The organism is Streptomyces sp. NPDC002573 (assembly GCF_042889625.1).
Lineage (GTDB): Bacteria > Actinomycetota > Actinomycetes > Streptomycetales > Streptomycetaceae > Streptomyces > Streptomyces gibsoniae.
In genome coordinates this window covers 1-16,529 of sequence record NZ_JBIARC010000106.1, presented here as the reverse complement: position 1 = coordinate 16,529, position 16,529 = coordinate 1, and the positions used below count along the sequence as shown (strand labels likewise).

6 protein-coding genes and 2 pseudogenes are annotated in these 16,529 nt (G+C 67.1%); 3 read left to right on the top strand and 5 right to left on the bottom strand.

The genetic code is table 11. The annotated features are described in order from the left end of the window. Positions 1 to 66: 66 nt before the first annotated feature. The 4 genes from ACFYX0_RS42825 to ACFYX0_RS42810 form a co-directional block, all read right to left on the bottom strand. Positions 67 to 192, bottom strand: a complete 126-nt coding sequence (locus tag ACFYX0_RS42825) for a hypothetical protein (RefSeq protein WP_388980025.1) — start codon at positions 190 to 192, stop codon at positions 67 to 69. Beyond that, positions 189 to 539: a helix-turn-helix domain-containing protein gene (locus ACFYX0_RS42820; protein ID WP_388980022.1), complete on the bottom strand. Its 351-nt coding sequence runs from the start codon at positions 537 to 539 to the stop codon at positions 189 to 191. Before ACFYX0_RS42820 ends, ACFYX0_RS42825 begins: the two co-directional genes overlap by 4 nt. Before the next feature lie 16 nt (positions 540 to 555). Further along, on the bottom strand, positions 556 to 1,659 hold the full coding sequence (locus tag ACFYX0_RS42815; protein WP_388980020.1) for a tyrosine-type recombinase/integrase: 1,104 nt from the start codon (positions 1,657 to 1,659) through the stop codon (positions 556 to 558). Positions 1,660 to 1,821: 162 nt separating this feature from the next. Further along, positions 1,822 to 2,796, bottom strand: a complete 975-nt coding sequence (locus ACFYX0_RS42810; protein ID WP_388980018.1) for a tyrosine-type recombinase/integrase — start codon at positions 2,794 to 2,796, stop codon at positions 1,822 to 1,824. A gap of 145 nt (positions 2,797 to 2,941) precedes the next feature. Between ACFYX0_RS42810 and ACFYX0_RS42805 the strand changes: the two are divergent. After that, positions 2,942 to 3,088 (top strand): annotated as a pseudogene (locus ACFYX0_RS42805) (ATP-binding protein); the annotation flags it as partial. A 111-nt stretch (positions 3,089 to 3,199) separates the two neighbouring features. After that, positions 3,200 to 4,279 carry a MerR family transcriptional regulator gene (locus ACFYX0_RS42800; RefSeq protein WP_388980015.1) on the top strand — a complete coding sequence of 360 codons (1,080 nt, stop codon included), beginning with the start codon at positions 3,200 to 3,202 and terminating at the stop codon, positions 4,277 to 4,279. 1,121 nt (positions 4,280 to 5,400) lie between these two features. Here the strand turns inward: ACFYX0_RS42800 and ACFYX0_RS42795 are convergent. Continuing rightward, on the bottom strand, positions 5,401 to 11,493 hold the full coding sequence (locus ACFYX0_RS42795; protein ID WP_388980012.1) for a LamG-like jellyroll fold domain-containing protein: 6,093 nt from the start codon (positions 11,491 to 11,493) through the stop codon (positions 5,401 to 5,403). Positions 11,494 to 11,935: 442 nt separating this feature from the next. On the opposite strand from ACFYX0_RS42795, the pseudogene ACFYX0_RS42790 reads away from it, so the two are divergent. Beyond that, positions 11,936 to 16,529 (top strand): annotated as a pseudogene (locus ACFYX0_RS42790) (hypothetical protein); the annotation flags it as partial.

Genomic DNA, 16,529 nt, shown 5'->3' with positions numbered 1-16,529 from the left:
CCTAGAGAAACGCCTCTCAGGCGCCCTCACCCATGTCCGCGCAGGTCAGACCCCAGATTCGTGACTCTATGCCGCTGAATTACGCGGAACGCAGGTCTCGGCGCCGAGTTCCTTCTCGACGTCGGCGACGAGGTCCGCGATCAAACCGCCTGGGTCTGTGACGGCTCGGTCGAGCTGGTCGGCTGTGGTCATGACCGGTCAACACCCCTGATCCGTGCTCGCTTTGGCCGCAGTTCGCCGAGTCCCTCCGCATCGGGCGCCGAGCCGCCGACGGCTGCCTTCTTCGGCTTCTTCACGGTCCCGGCCGCCGCGATGGGCTCGATGAGATCGTCCATGGCGCAGTCGAGGATGTCGAGCAGGGCCATGAGGATCCTCAGGCTCAGTCGCTCGGGTCGCTCGACGACGAGCCGGTAGACCTGGCTGGACGACAGGGTGATGCCGCGTTCGGCGAGCGGGGGCAGGAGGTCGGTGGTGGAGAACATCCCGCGGTCAGCCATGACTTTGCGCAGGTGCCAGTGGTAGTCGAGCTTGGCGGCCATCGCCGGATCCCTCCTGTCAGGCCCCGGCGAACGCCGGGGCCAGTGCCTTGTGCAGGGAAGTGTTCATGAAGTCGTCGCTGACGTGCGTGTAGATGGCCAGGGAGCTGTCGCACTCGTGGCCGACCTGCTGCTGGATGAAGCGCCGGTCCACCCCGTCCTCGGTCAGATGCGTGACGTATGAGTGGCGAAGTCCGTGCGGGGACAACTCCTTGGGCAGCCCCAGGGCGTCCCGGTATGCCTCGAACCGGTCGTTGATCGAGCCGGGCTGCAAGCGGCCCCCGCGCTCGGTGATCCACAGGGCAGGATGGTCGGGGAATCCGAAGCGGGGGCGGACGTTCTCGACGTAGTCGGCGACCGCTTCGACGGCCCAGTCCATCACCGACAGCACGTTCCGCCGTCGCGGCGGCTGGCCCTTCTTCGCCTTGCCGTAGCGGACGTTGAGCGTGCCGTACCGGCCGAACTGCCGGGCCTGCGGGTTGCGTCCGAAGTCAACTACGTCGAGCTTGGAGGTCTCGGTCCGGCGTAGGCCCCACCCGTAGATCACCTTGAACAACGTGGCGTCGCGGTAGGCCGCCAAGGCGCCTTTGCGTTTCGCCCGTACCGCTCGTTCGACCTGGTCGTCGGCGTAGTCGAGGAAGAGCTGCAACTCTTCCCGCGTGAAGGGCCTCGCCTCCGGGTCGCCTTCGTAATCCTGCAGGTGAGGCAGGGTATTCCACTCATGGCAGATCGCCACCGGGAAGGTGCCGAAGGCTTCCTCGCATGCCGGACCCCAGCCGTATCGGGCGTCGATGAGGAGCTCGGTGAACAGCCGGACGATGCCCTGGTAACTGCGGATCGTCGACGGCGCCAAGTGCTTCTCGCTCGTCAACGACGCCGACCACTCGTCCAGATGGGCTGGCGTCCATCGCCACGGATACTCGTTCGTGAAGTCCAGGAACCGGCGGATCAGCCGTTCCCTCGGGTCGATCGTGTCGTCCTTCAACCCTCGCGACTTCTGCTGAGCACGCCAGCCCCGCAGCATCGCGTCGAACATCGCGTCCTCGGGACGTAGCTGAACCACACCGGAGACGAGCTCCATGTGGGCCGCCCCGGCCAGGGCCACCTTGCGCTGATGCACCACTCCAGACCATCCCTTCTGGAGGGCAGATCATGCATCAGAAGGGCTTGACTCGGCAACATCCCTGCTCAGGCGGCTAGTTCGTAGACTCCACGGACTTCTTCCGATTCCTGTCGTGACCAGGTGACCTGCGACTTCTCGCCCGTCTGATGCAATTCCCGAGGGTTACATATCGCATGGTCGAGCTGACCGTCCAGTGACCGAGCATCTGCTGGATGGCGACCAGGTCGACGCCGCGTTCGTAGTTGTGGTCGCGCAGGCCCTCCGCAGGGCATGCGGACTGAACCGCTCTGCGGGCGGCCGCCCTTCGAGTTCCATGAGATAGCGCAGCCGGTTGCGGATGGTTCCGCGATGCAGGCTGCCGCCGGACTCGTCGGCGAACAGCACCGGCGAGTCGGGGAACTTGGGGCGTACGTCGTCCAGAAACCATCGCAGCACCAGGTCCAGGCCGTCGAGCATGGGCACCCAGCGAGGCCGGGGCCCGGAGGTGTGGGCGCCCTTGCCGAAGCGGACATGCAACTTGCCCAACGGGCCGCGGCTGAAGTGCACGTCCGGCTTGTCCAGCAGCGATGCCTCCTCCGAGCGAAGCCCGGCGTGATACAGGGTCCGGAACATCGCATAGTCCCGGGCGGCGGGTCCGTACTTCCGGGCGGTGGCGATCCGCTGCTTCATGAAGTCGAAGAACTCCGCCACCCGCTCAGGTGTCGGCGGCGGCACCAGGGCTGGAGAGTCGTCGCCCACATGCCGGGAGGCGTTGAACTCATCGACCGGGCAGACCAGCCTCATGCCGAACGCGGCCTCGATCTCTGCCGCCTTGCGGGCCTGCAGGAACCGGTGGAATCCCTTGAAGATCTGCACGTACTCGCGCCGGGTCGACGTCGCCCGGCCCTTCATCGCGAGATCACCGATCACGCGGTCGATGTCCTCCGGCGTCACCTCCCACGCGGGCCGGCCCAGAGCCGCGAGGGTTCGCTCCAGCAGGCCAATGTCATTGTCGATGGTCACCGGGCTGAACCCGCGGGCCCGCCACGAGGCGACGAACGCGTCGATGCACGCCGTCTGGAACTGCCAGGGGTCCGTCGCCAGCGGCTCCTGCGGAATGGCCCCGCCCGCGATGACCTGGAGTCTCGCCTCGGCCACCGGCACACCTTCCTCGCACCTGAACGGTCAAGGCAGCACCTTGAAAACCGGGGTGCCACCGCGAGAACCAACGAGGACCCCAGGAACGGGATACGGCCAGGTGGCAGCGGCAACCCTTGTGAGGGAACAAGTGCCAGCCCCAGATGGGTGGACGAAGACGTTCACCGATCCGCGGCTCTGCGCGGCCATCGTCGACCGGCTGACCTTCAACGGCGCCATCATCCAGACCGGTACCGAGTCATACCGCCTCGCTCACACCAAGGCCCAGGCCGAACAAGCCCAGGCCAGCTGAGTGGGAGACCATCGGACGGGGCCAAGCAGAAACCTTGGTTGACCTTCACCTTGGGGGAGCCCACAGCATCAGTGGGGCCGGGCGACGTGCTCGGCATGAGGAGGAACAAGCATGGGGTTGCTGACCATCGGGGCGTTCGCGAAGGCGTCCCGGCTGTCGCCGAAGGCGCTGCGTCTTTATGACGAGCTCGGCCTGCTGACCCCCACCCGTGTCGACCCGGTGACCGGCTACCGCCTCTACGCACCGGAACAGCTGGACCAGGCCCGGCTGGTCGCCTGGCTCCGCCGCCTGGGAATGCCCCTGGCCCGCATCCAGCACGTCTGCACGCTGGAGGCAGGCCCGGCGGCCCAGGAGGTCCGCGCGTTCTGGGCCCAGGTCGAGGCCGACACCGCCGCACGGCGGAATCTGGCCACCTTCCTCATCGACCACCTGTCCTGGAAGGACTCTGCCATGTCCCCGACCGCCAAGTCCCTGGGAATCCGTTACGCCGCTCTGTCCGACAAGGGTCTCGTCCGCGAGAGCAACCAGGACACCGCGTACGCGGGATCCCGGCTCCTTGCTGTCGCCGACGGCTGCGGAAGCCAAGGAGCCCCTGCCAGCGCAGCCGCCATCGACGCGTTCAAGCACCTCGAAACCGACAGCATCCCAGCCGGCAACCTCCTCAACGTCCTCGAAGACGTCATCGAACAGGCCAAGCAGGCCGTGCACGACGTTGCCGGAACGGGCTCTGCATCCGAAGGCACCGGCACGACCCTCACCGCGATGCTCTGGACCGGATCGCAGCTGGCCCTCGTCCACATCGGCGACTCCCGCGTCTATCTCCTGCGCGACGGAGAGCTCTTCCAGATCACCCACGACCACACCATGGTCCAGTCGATGGTCGACGAAGGACGCCTCAGCCCGGAAGAAGCCGCCTCCCACCCTCAACGGTCGCTGCTGGTCCGGGCCCTGGGCCCAGGAGCCGATACCACCCCCGACATGCGCCTTCACGACGCCCAGCGGGGAGATCGATATCTGCTCTGCTCCGACGGTCTGTCGACCGTCGTGCCGACCCAAGACATCCGCCGAGCCCTCGACGAGATCAGCGAACCCGAGCAGGCCGTCCGCGAACTCATCGCCCTCGCCAACGGCTCCGGCGGCCCCGACAACGTCAGCTGCGTGGTCGCCGACGTCATGGAGCTCCAGCAGTAGGAGCGAGCGGCATGCACTTCGAGTTGCACCAGATCCGCTCTCAAGAACTCATCCGCGAAGCCGACGCATACCGACTCGCCCAACAAGCCCGGAGAGCCAAGCCGACTCCCCGAACCATGGCAGCCAGCACATCGCGACCGACTCCACGGCGGCTGCTGGCCTGGCTCCGCGGGTGAGCATCACGCTGCCTACGGTTGAGTGGGACACCGACCGCCAACGTGTCCTCCTCAACCGTAGGCACCGCAAGTCAGGGCCTCACCCTGCCCACAGTCTGCTGGGACGGGACAGCAGGCGACGCCGAAGGCGCTCTTGACGCGGACGTTCCGGCTCTTACCAGAAGTAAGCGGGCGGGCCCCGCAGCACCAGAGTGACATCAAAAGTCACTGACATTGATCTTGATGCTCGCCACAGAACGACTCCCGAAGTCACGCCGAAACCGACTCCCTCAGAAACCGACACAGCCAACACGGTGACCACGTCCTGACCCACGCTGCATTCAAGCACGGGGCCGCGGGAAACCCCGGCCCCGTCCGCGTGCTCCAGCGCACAGGTGGAAGATCCGTGCCAGCCGGACGGGGACATCCGGGTCAGGGTCAGCCACGGACCTCTGGGCCAGCGCTGCGGCCTGCAGCGGCGGTTCCTGCCTGCGCTGGGCACGGGACGCCCGCTCGGAAGGCCAGCCAGCAGGAGGGAACGGATTGGGACGGGCACCCTTGGGGGTATCCGACCCCGTCCGTGGTTGGTGGGTTGTGGTTACTCGTCCGTGTAGCGGCGGCCAGGGGCGTCGAAGCCGCCGTCGTGTTGCCGTCGGCGATGCGGGTGAACACGGCGGGGTGTGCGCGGCGTAGTTGTAGTGGGCCGCGTCCTCGCCTTGCCCTGTGTGCCGGGTCAAGGCCGGGTCCATGAGAACAGGCGCTCGGCTGGGGCCTCCCAGCCAAGCGCGGGACCGTCCTGAACTTCGCGTAAGTCCTGACGTGGCCCGCCTGGCATGAGGTGTCACCTCTGCCGGGAAGGATCACCCATGGCGATCGAGGACGAGAGCCCGCGTGAGAGCGTCGCGGACAACGTGAGCGGGCCCCGCCGCTCCTGGCGGAGTGGCGGGGCCCGGGCTGGCGGTGGGATCAGTGCAGCGCGCTGACCTCGGTCGCCGACAGCGTCCGCGGGTAGACGTGGACGTCGGCCACGGAGCCGGGGAAGGCCAGGTACGGGGTGGTGGCTGAGGCGCTGTTGATGCAGCCGCCGACGGTCAGGGGCATGGAGGAGTCGTACTGGGGGCTGACGTTGGTGGCGGTTCCCATGAGGGTGCCGTTTTGGTAGAGGGCCATGGAGCCGGTGTTGGGCTTTCCGGCGACGGGTGCCCGGTAGGCCGCGACGAGGTGGGTCCAGGTGCCGACCGGCGCGGTGTTGGCATCTCCCTCCGCGGTGGGAAAGTCGGAGTTCTCGTCGTTGGTGGTAGTGGTCTGGAACATCCAGGCGCTACTGGCCTTGTCGTACGAGAGATAGAACGCCTGGTGCTGTGTGGTGCCTTGGCACAGCGCGGTGGTGCCGAGTGCTGAGTTGATTTTCACCCAGGCTGAGACGGTGTAGTCGTTGAGTGTGTTCACGGCGCTCTGCTTGCTCTTGAGGAAGCCGGTGCTCCCGTCGAAGGCGACGCTGCCGGAGGCGCCGCTCGGTGCGTCGGTGCCGTAGGTGGCGCTGCCGGATGCGGTGAGTGGGTTGAGGGTGGCCGTGTCGGTGCCGTTGGCGGCGAGCTTCCACTCGTCCTCGGGCATGCCGTTGTCCCAGCCCGTCGGCACGATCACGCTGTTGGCGCTGGCCTGGCTCGCCTGCATGGCGTACGGGTAGACGTGGACGTCTGCGACGGAGCCGGGGAAGGCGGCGTATGGCGTGGTTGCGTCGGTGCTGCTGATGCAGCCACCGATGGTCAGGGGCATGGAGGAGTCGTACTGCGGGGTGGGGTTGGTGGCCGTGCCCATCAGGCTGCCGTTTTGGTAGAGGGCCATCGCTCCTGTGCTGGAGTCTCCGTCGACGGGGGCTGTGTAGGTGACCAGGAGGTGTGCCCAGGTGCCGACGGCGCCGGTGTTGTTGTCTCCCTCCGCGGTGGGGAAGTCGGAGCTTGCATCGTCGGTGGTGGTGGTCTGGAACATCCAGCCCTTGTTGCCGCTGTCGTAGCCGAGGTAGAACGCCTGGTGCTGGCTGGTGCCTTGGCAGATCGCGGTGGCGGACACCGCCGAGTTGATTTTCACCCAGGCGGAGATGGTGTAGTCGCCGAGGGTGTTGACGGCGGTGTGGTCGCTCTCAAGGAATCCGGTGCTTCCGTCGAAGGACGCTGCGCCGGCGCCGGCGTTGACCGCGCCCGGGCCGTCGGAGCTGAACGTTGCGCTGCCGACCGTGGTGAACGGGTTGTCCCCGTTGCTGTCGGTGCCGTCGGTGGCCACCTCCCAGTCGTCCGCGGGAGTGTCGCTGCCCGTGGCGAGCGGGACGATCAGGTTCGGCGCGATGCTTACCGTGCTGGGTGCGGTGTCCTTGAGGTACTCGCCGGCGAGGGCGGCGTAGTAGGCGCCGGAAGGGTTGCCATTGGTGAGGTCGGCCGCGTCCACAGTGGTGCCGTCCGTGGAGACCGCAGCGGCGAAGTCGATGACTTGACCTTGGAAGTTGTTGCGCAGGTAGTCGTTGACTTCCTTGCGCGCGGCTTCCTGCGTCGGTGTGCCCGAGTGGGCGGCGGTGAAGGGTGGGATGGTGGCGAAGTAGATGCCGAGGGGGGAATTCTGGCCGTATGAGACCTGGCTGTCGTCGGTGTAGTACGAGTTCAGTTGACTGTTGAGCGAGGCCAGTCCGTTCTCCACATTGGTGGCGCACGTGTCGGCGTCGCTGGTGCTGGGGCAGTTGAGCAGATCCGCGGTGCCGGTGGAGATGAGGACGGTGCGCACGTTGCCCTGGGCCAGCACGTTGCGGTCCAGGGGGTTGAGCGCGTTGGTCGGGGTGGAGCTGTTGGTGATCTGCGGCAGCAGGTTGTTGCTCAGGCTGCTGCTGTTGGTGCCCGCGTTGAGGACGCCGTAGTCCACGGAGTTGTCCCCGTTGAGGTCGCCGACCAGGGCGTTGGTGATGGCGTCGCTGAGGTGGTGCTGGCCGTCGGCGGGCGCGGTGTCGCCGTTGACGCTCTGGTCGCCGTAGAGGACCAGCGAGCCGGTGGGGGCGGTGGCGGGAGTGGTGACGTCGATGCCGGAGAGATACGGCAGACCGGTGTAGGTGGTCTGCGTGTAGTTGGTGGCGGGGGTGTCTGCGGTGCTGTTGGCAGTGTTGCTGATCCAGACGGGGGTCTGTGCCACGGCGTGGCCGGGCATGGCGGACATGGAGCCGTGTACCTGGAGGCTGACCAGGAGGGTCGCCTGCTGTCCGACAGGCAGGGTCACCTGGTCGCTGGTGACATCACCGCCCGCGGGAATCGTGACGGAGGCGGAGCCGCCGAAAGTCAGCGGCGTCGGTGCCGCGGCCGCGGTGGCGCCGCCCGCGGTGGGGTCTTGCGCTGCGACGGAGGCTGCGTCGAAGGTCACTGGTGTGGCGCCCATGGCGTTGGACAGGTGAATACGGACACCGTTGCTGTCGTCGGTGCCGATGCTGACGTGGGCGGGGATACGCAGTGTCTGTCCGTTGACGGTGGCGGGGCTGCCGCTGGACAGCTGCACTTTGGCGGTGTCCTGGACCGACGCCCAGGTGCCGACCCAGTGCTGGGCGCTCGATCCGCTGCCGGTGACGGTCGTCGGCCGCATGCCCAGTCCGAGGATGTGCAGGGTGGGCTGGCCGGCCTGGACGCCGTTGGTGAACAGCGGCAGCGAGATGCTGCTGATGACGGAGCCGGGGCATTGCAGCGGGATGCTGATCGCGTAGATCTTCGGGCCGGAGGCCGGGCTGGTCTGGGTGTTGTTGCTGTGGTTCTCGTGGACCAGGGTGATCGAGGCTGCGGAGGCCGGCCCGTTGATCCAGTCGGGCACGGTGTCGAGGGTGTATGTCTGGTCAACTGGGTTGTTCTGGTCGACACAGTTGTTCTTGGCGTAGGTGATGGTGCCGGTGGCGCCCTTGGCGGCGGCGCCGGTGGCGAAGGCGAGGAAGACGACGGCGTTGCCGGCGTTCACCACGCCGCTGTCCGGCACGGCGATGGTCTGGCCGGAGGCCAGCATGTTGTCGTAGGTGCCGGTGCCGAACTTCGGCAACGGGATGGTGGCGCCGTCGACAGTCACTGTCTTGTTGCTCTGCCAGCCCGATGTGCTGGTCAGGTCTGCGGAGTTGATGCTGTTGCCGGAGCCGTCGGCGTCGGCTGTGCTAGTCGTGGTGGTGAAGGTGCTGGTGGCGGTGTTGTTCAGGCAGCTGCTGGTGGCGTTGATTGCGCAGGTCAGTGCAGGGCCGAGGCGCAGTACGTCAATGCCGGCCTGGTAGCCGGTCGAGCTGGGGTTCTTGCCGTTCAGGGTGAGGGTGAGGGTGTGTACGCCCTGCTTGAGAGTGAGCAGCTGGCCATTGGCGTCCTTGGGAATGCCCAGGTTGACGAACTGGGTGGTGACATAGGAGTTGTAGGCGTCGAAGCCGCTGAGCAAGGTGGACTGAGTGCTCTGGCCCGCGTCCAGGGTCAGACGGTAGATGCCGTAGTCCTTGGCCTTGGTCAGGTTGGCCCCGAAGCTCCAGGGACCGTCCTTGGGGACATCGAAGCTGAAGGTGGCGCTGTCACCGCTCACGGCCTTCGAGGTGGTGCTCTTGTTGGCGAGCATGGCCTGGTAGCCGTCGGCGAAGCCGTAGCCGCTGCCTGCGGCCTGGCTGATCAGCTGGCCACCGTTGCTCGTGGTCGTTGCTTTGGGCACGGTTGTGGTGGTGCCGTCGGCGTTGGTCGCGGTCCAGCCGCTGATCATCCTGTCGCCGTAGGCATAGGTGGGGGTGCTGGTACCGGCGTAGAAGGCGTAGGCCGTCTGGGAGATGGATGTCGATCCTGCCTGGTCCACAGCCTTGACGTACAGGGTGTGGGGTCCGGCCACACCGGGAGCGAAGGCGGGGGAGGCGCTGCCGTTGATGACCGAGGTGCCAGTCCCGGCACCGTTGTCGGAGGTGGCGTAGTAGATGTTCCCCTTCGTGATCTTCGTGCTCGTCGTCAAGTGGGTGACGCCGCTGCTCGTGTAGACCGTGTTGCCGAGTGAGGCGTCCAGGGAGAGGAGGTAGCCGGTGATGTTGTTGGTGTGGTTGTTGCTCAGGACGAAGGTGCCCTGGTCGCCGAAGGCCGCGCCGATCTGTTTGGTCGGGAACTGGCTGGAGGTCACTGTGGGTGCGGGAGGGGCCTTTGTGTCGATCGTGAAGGTCTGGGTCTTGGTCCAGATGCCGGAGCCACTGCCGGCCCAATAGCCGGCCGCGTTCTGTGCGGTGGCCTTCCAGGTGTAGGTGCCGTCCGGCAGGCTCGGCGTCGTCCAGTCGCTGCCGTTGGTGTTGTAGCGTGCACGCTTCTTGGAGTCCGTGTTCGGGCCGAAGCCTTGTCCCATTAGCGTGCCTGAGGAGTTGAAGACGTTGTAGTCGATGCGCACCAGTTCGCTGCCGCCGGCCAGGTCAGGGTCGACTGCGCGGGCGGACAGCGTCGGGGTGTGGGTGGTGGTCATCGTCTTGCCCATGCTCACGCTGGACGGCTTGATGGCGGGCGTGCCGGTGCCGTTCTTCAGCTTGGGCCGGTAGCTGTAGGTGACCGACAGGGTGGCGCCGCCTCCGTAGGCGAGCTGCTTCCACTGGGAGGCGTCGTTCATGTTGGGGGACTGGACCATCAGCGTCATGCTGCTCCAGCCGCCGTCCGCCGCGCTCTTCGCGCGGGAGGTCACGTCGAACTCCAGCGACGGCGGGCTGACCCAGGAGTTGGCACCGTCGGTGACCGGGCAGGTGCCGGCCTCGTGGCTCACCGGGTTGGTGCCGAGCGCGCCGGTGCGTACGGTCGGCTCGTGGCCCCAGTACAGGGAGGACGAGTTCCATCCGGCGGGGCGGTCGGTGCCGTAGACGGCAGCGGGGGTGTCGGAGCAGGAGGCGGCGGAGAGCTGCTTCACGTAGAGCGAGGCGTGGCTGACCTCGGCGCCTTTGATACCGCTGGTGTTGATCTGGTAGTAGGAGCGGGCGCGTTCACCGTTGCCGGGGTAGGTGTTGTCCCATCCCTCCCGCGCGTTGGTGGAACCGGTGGTGGAGGTCGAGTTGTAGACGTTCCACCCGTTGTCGGAGATCCGGGCCCAGTCCAGCTGTGAGGGCCTGCCGCTCCACTCCGGGTCCACGTACACCGGATACGTGGTGGTCTTGGCCGCGAGCAGGGCTCTGTCCAGGCCGAGGAACTGCTTGCCGTCCTTGAGGGTTACTTGGACCTTTGCGCGGTGCTCGCCGGTCTTGGCTGCCTCGGTGTGCTCGGCCCGCGCGGCCGAGACGGTCGCCGTCCGGGCCGGGCGATCGGTACCGGCCTTCTGGCCGGTACTGTCCCACATCAGTGCGGTGTCGCTGTGGAACACCGTCCTGCCGGTACGGGTGTCTGTGGCCTGCGCACCGCCGTCCGAGGTGGCCGCCAACTTGAGGCCAGTCGAGGCGGTGCTGAACGCAAGGCTTCGCAGACGCAGATCGGCGGCGGCCTTGGGCGTCTTGACCACCAGGATCGAGGAGTAACCGGAGGAGTCCGCGGTCAGCTGGAGATCGACTCCGGGCATTACCTCCGGGTAGGTGGCGGTGTCTTTGGAGATCACCGGTTCGGGCAGGGGGCCCGGCCAGGACAAGCTCAGTTTGTCCGCCCCGCTGCGCATGGTCACCAGGGCCCCGGAACCGCCCCCGGAGAAGGCCACGCTCGTGACGGCGGCCTTGGGGGACCAGGCTCCGTTCGCTTGCCGCACCAGTGTGGTGTTGACCGGAACCCATTTCCCTTGCTGTTGCACACGCTGCGGCATCGAGGAGTCGGTCCGGGTGAAGGTGCCGTCCGGGTTGGCCACCACCGTCGTCCCGGTGTCGGTGAGCTGGTCGATGGTCACCGGCTTGCCGGTCGCCTTCGCCTGCGCGGATGCCGACTCCGTGGGGTTGAGGTGTCGGGTGGCGGGCGGGGAACCGTTGCTCTGCGATGTGGCGCGAGGTTGTCGAGACGTTGCGTGGGCCGGTGCGGTAGCGGCCAGCGATCCGGCAGCCAGGGCCGCGACGACGAAGGTGGCGATCGGTCTCGATCCGGGGCGCATGGACGCGCGTCTGCGTGTACGAGAGGCGAACATCGGCGGTGTGGTCCTTCGCAGGCTCAGGCGGTTCCCCCCGTGGGCCCCGCGCCGTGTGCATTCTGTGGGGCCGATGTGAGCCCGGTCCATCAAACCTTGATCGTCAAGTACCCACCCGTGGTCCGCTTTTGGCGTGTGTGGGTCAAGTCGTGTTCCAGCTTGGGTGATTCTTTTGTTCTTCCTGTGGAGAAGCTTTGCGTAGTGCGTCGATCTCAGGCCCTAGCGTGATGATCGGCGGGGGTCTGATCAAACGTGTGCCTCCGCTCTGACATGCACTCAAATTGCCTAGCGAAGCGGTTAGTTGGGCCTTTTGAGGTTGGGGAGGGGAGCGCACACCATGGCGCGGGTATCGGGGTGGAGACGCGGTTGGGCGGCCTGGGGCGCCCAGAGGGTTCGCCGCACGGCAGTCGTGACCGCTGGCACCTTGCTGGTGGGTCTGCTGCCTGCCGGGGTGGCGACGGCAGCCGCTCCGTCGAAGCAGCAGGCGTCGGCTCCCGCAGTTCCGCACAACAAGCGGGTCCCCGTCACTCGAGCCAGGCCCGGGCGGGGATCTGCTCCCAAGGGCTTCAAGCGCTTCGATCCCAGCGGGCATACAAAGCTTCCCGCGCCGGGCAGCGCCGTGGTGACCCTGCCCGTCGCGGCTGCCTCCACGCGGCTGAGCGCCAAGGCGACCGAGGTGCGGGCCGGAAGCATGCCTGTCCTGCTCAGTGCCGCCGCGGGTTCGCAGCCCCAGCCAGCCGCCGTCACCGGGGCCCAGCGAGTGCGGGTGACGATGCTGGACCAGAAGTCCGCACGCTCGGCCGGTGTCCACGGCGTGTTGTTCACACTGCAGCGCACCGGCCCGAGCAGCGGGAAGGTCGCGCTGCGGGTGGACGACTCCTCCTTCCGCTACGCCTTCGGCGGTGACTTCGCCTCACGTCTCCACCTGGTCCAATTGCCCGCCTGCGCGCTGACCACCCCCAAGCTGGCACGCTGTCAGGTCCAGACTCCGGTGCACACGCCCCCGAGCGCACCCCTGTCCGCGCAGGTATCCGTACCGGGCCCGTCCACCATGTCGGCCGGCACCGCGGTCTCCTCCCGCCCGGCAACCGCCGCCTCCAGCCCGATGATTGTCATGGCCGCGACCGCGGGAACCTCCGGCTCATCCGGCGACTACTCGGCGACCAGCCTGTCGCCGGGGGGCTCCTGGTCGACTTCGGGGAACACAGGGGCATTCACTTACAGCTACCCGATCGCGGTGCCGTCGGCGATCGGTGGCGCGGCCCCGAATGTGGACCTGTCGTACAGCTCCTCCAGCCAGGACGCGCGTACCGAGGGGACGAACAATCAGTCCTCGTGGCTGGGAGACGGCTGGACCTCGACGGAGAACTACGTCGAACGCACCTACAAGTCATGCCAGGACGACTCGTCGTCGGGTGCTCCGAAGGACGACGGCGACGAGTGCTGGGCGGGGCAGATCCTCACCCTGTCACTGAACGGCACCTCCACCGACATCGTCTACGACGACGCCACCAAGACCTTCCGCCCAGCCGCCGATAACTCCACCACCAAGATCGAGGACCTGACCGGCGCCACGAACGGCACGGCGAACGGGGAGTACTTCAAGGTCACCGAAGGTGGCGTGCAGTACTTCTTCGGCCTCAACCGCCTGCCGGGCTGGGCCACCGGCAAGGACGAGACTCAATCCGTGTGGACCGAGCCGGTCTACCACGCCCACAGCGGCGTGTCCGACTGCCCGGACAGCACGGACTTCGCCTCCACCTCATGCGTGCTGGGCTACCGGTTCAACCTGGACTACGCGGTGGACACCCACAGCAACGCCACCGCCTGGTACTACGCACCGGAGACCGGCTATTACGGCGCGGACATGAAGGACACCGCGGTGCCCTACACCCGCGGCGGCACCCTCTCGCGCATCGACTACGGCATGACCTCCTCGACGATCTACTCGGGCACCGCGCCAGAGCAGATCCTCTTCGACGCCTCGGCCGAGCGCTGCATCCCGGGCACGCCCTCTGGCAACACGTGCGCGGATAGCCAGTTCACCGCGGCGAACGCCGCCTACTGGCCGGACGTGCCGATCGACCTGAACTGCACCAAGGGGTCGACCTGCACCAACCATGGACCAAGCTTCTGGTCCCGCAAGCGCCTGACCTCCATCACCACCCAGATCCAGGTGGCCGGGGCGACCCAACAGGTCGACAAGTACACGATCACCCAATCCTTTCCGGACGGCGGCGACCACGCCCCCACACTGTGGCTGGACGCCATCCAGCGCACCGGCCTCGACACGCTGGGTGGCGCGTCGGGCAGCACCTCCACGCCTGCGGTGAACTTCGACCCGCCACTGCAGCTGCCCAACCGGGTGGGCACCATTCCCCAGATGCCGCTGATGTACCACGACCGCATCCAGACGGTCACCAGCGAGACCGGCGCCGAGACCACCGTCATCTACGACCGCCCCGACTGCTCCAGCGCCCCTGCGAGTGACCCCAACGACCCAACGGACGCGGCCGCCAAGACTTTCGCGTCAACCAACACCTTGTCCTGCTTCCCGGTGTACTGGACGCCCGACGGGCAGCCGGCACCGTGGATGGACTGGTTCTACAAGTACAAGGTCAAGTCGGTCGTCACCATCGACAACAACAACTCCTATCAGGACGGCACCGAGCCGGAACTGGAGACGGACTACGCCTACAAGGGGAACCCGGGCTGGCACTTCGACGACGACGAGCTCGTCAAGGCCAAGAACCGCACCTGGGGTCAGTTCCGGGGCTACCCGGAGGTGGACGTCACCACCGGTGACCCCAACGTGTTCCACAAGACCGACGGCGCCAACGTCTACGACCAGAAGACGCTGAGCAAGACCTACTACTTCCTGGGCATGAACGGCGACACCCTGCCCGGCGGCAAGACCCGCTCGGTGCCGTCACTGACCAGCCAGGACGGCAATACCTCGGTCGCGGACGACGACGCGCTGGCCGGACAGGGCTTCGAGACCGACACCTACACCAGCGCCACCGCCGGCGGCAGCCTGGACAAGGCCGTCGTCACGGTGCCCACGATCATCGGCCCCACGGCATCACGGTCCCGCAGCGGCCTGCCCGACCTCACGGCGCAGATGGTCCGCACGACCAAGACCCTCACGCGGCAGGCGGTCTCCTACGGCTGGCGCAAGACCGAGACCGACACCTTCTACACCACCGCCCTGGGCAAGCCGACGACCGGCATGCCCGTGCAGGTCGACGACCGCGGCGAGACCGCAGCCAGCGACAACGTCACCAACTGCACCTACACCCGCTACCTCACAGGCAGCGTGGACACCCTGGTGCTGCCCGCCGAGGCCATCGCCACCGACCAGGACTGCTCCGCCTCCGGAGCCACCCCCGGCGGCACGCTGCTCTCCGACGTCCGCACCTCCTACGACCACAACGCCTTCGCCTACGACGGCGACGGCCAGCAGAATCCGGCGCTTCCCAAGACCGGTGACGTGACCCTCGTCCAGAAGGCGTCCGCCGCCACCGGCGCCACCGCCACCGCCTTCATCGACCAAGCCGCCCCCACCTACGACTCCTACGGCCGCACGACGAAGGTCACCCGCACTCCCAACTCCACCTCCCCGGACGGCAAGAGCCTCGCCCAGACCGTCTTCACCTCCTACAGTCCGACAAGCGGCGCCCTGCCCACCGGCACCACGACCGTCACCCAGGCCACACCGGGCGTGGACTGCTCCGCGGTCACCACGTCATCCAAGGACTGCCAGCTCGCCAGCAGCAGCCTGGACCCGGCCCGAGGACTGCCCACCGCCAAGACCAACGCGGCCGGTCTGCTCACCTCACTCACCTACGACACGCTCGGCCGCCTCACAGGGGTCTGGCTGCCCAACGAGAACAAGACCAACGGCGCGCCGGCGAACACGACCTACACCTACAGCCTGTCTCAGACGGCTCCCACGGTCGTCGCCTCCAACACCCTGCTGGACAACGGCAATTACGCGACCAGCGACACGCTCTACGACGCGATGCTGCGTCCCCTGCAGACGCAGGCGACCGGAGAGAACTCGAGCACGACGGTCAGCGACACGCAGTACGACTCGCACGGCTGGACGGTCGTCACCAACAACGCCTACAGCGTCGCGGGCAACCCTCGTACCAGCCTGATTCCCGTCTCCCAGGTGACCATCCCCGACACCACCGTCACCGACCACGACGGACTGGGCCGCGCCGACCTGGTCACCGAGGAGCACAACGGCTCCAAGACCTGGACCACGACCACCGCCTACACCGGAGACAAGACCACCACTCTGCCCCCCAAGGGGGGCGTGGCCACCACCACGGTCGTCAACTCCCGCGGCCAGACCACCGAACTCGACCAGTACACCCCTGCCGCCCCCACCCTCTCCGGAACTGCGGCGACCGGCTTCACCGCCACCGGCGGCACCACCTCACCCACCACCTACACCTATACGGCCGCAGGCCAGCAGCACCAGGTCACGGGCCCCGACCAGACCGTGTGGACGTCCGACTACGACCTGCTCGGGCGCAGGACGACCCAGACCGACCCCGACACAGGCCAGGGCAAATACAGGTACGACGACGCCGGCAACCTGGTGTCCACCACCGACGCCAAGCAGACGGAACTCGACTACACCTACGACCTCCTGGGCCGCAAACTCACCGCTACCGACAAGTCGAAGTCCAACTTCCAGTTCGCCTCCTGGACCTACGACACACTGCGCATCGGCCTGCCGACCTCGTCGACCCGCTACGTCCAGGGCACCACCGGCGGCTACACGGTCGCTGCCACCGGCTACACCGTGCTCGGCAAGCCGACCGGCACCAAGATCACCCTGCCGGCCTCCGAGGCGCCTCTGCCCTCGACCTACACGACGACCTACACCTACAGCACCCGGGATCAGCTGCTGCAGACGCAGGGCGATCCGAGTACACGAGGGCTGATAGCCGAGAACCTCAGCTATGAGCACGATGCGCTGGGCAACCCGT

Excerpts from the sequence above, each read along its gene's own strand:
- ACFYX0_RS42825 (WP_388980025.1), bottom strand. The coding sequence starts at position 192 with ATGACCACAGCCGACCAGCTCGACCGAGCCGTCACAGACCCAGGCGGT.
- ACFYX0_RS42820 (WP_388980022.1), bottom strand. The coding sequence starts at position 539 with ATGGCCGCCAAGCTCGACTACCACTGGCACCTGCGCAAAGTCATGGCT.
- ACFYX0_RS42800 (WP_388980015.1), top strand. The coding sequence starts at position 3,200 with ATGGGGTTGCTGACCATCGGGGCGTTCGCGAAGGCGTCCCGGCTGTCG.
- ACFYX0_RS42795 (WP_388980012.1), bottom strand. The coding sequence starts at position 11,493 with ATGCGCCCCGGATCGAGACCGATCGCCACCTTCGTCGTCGCGGCCCTG.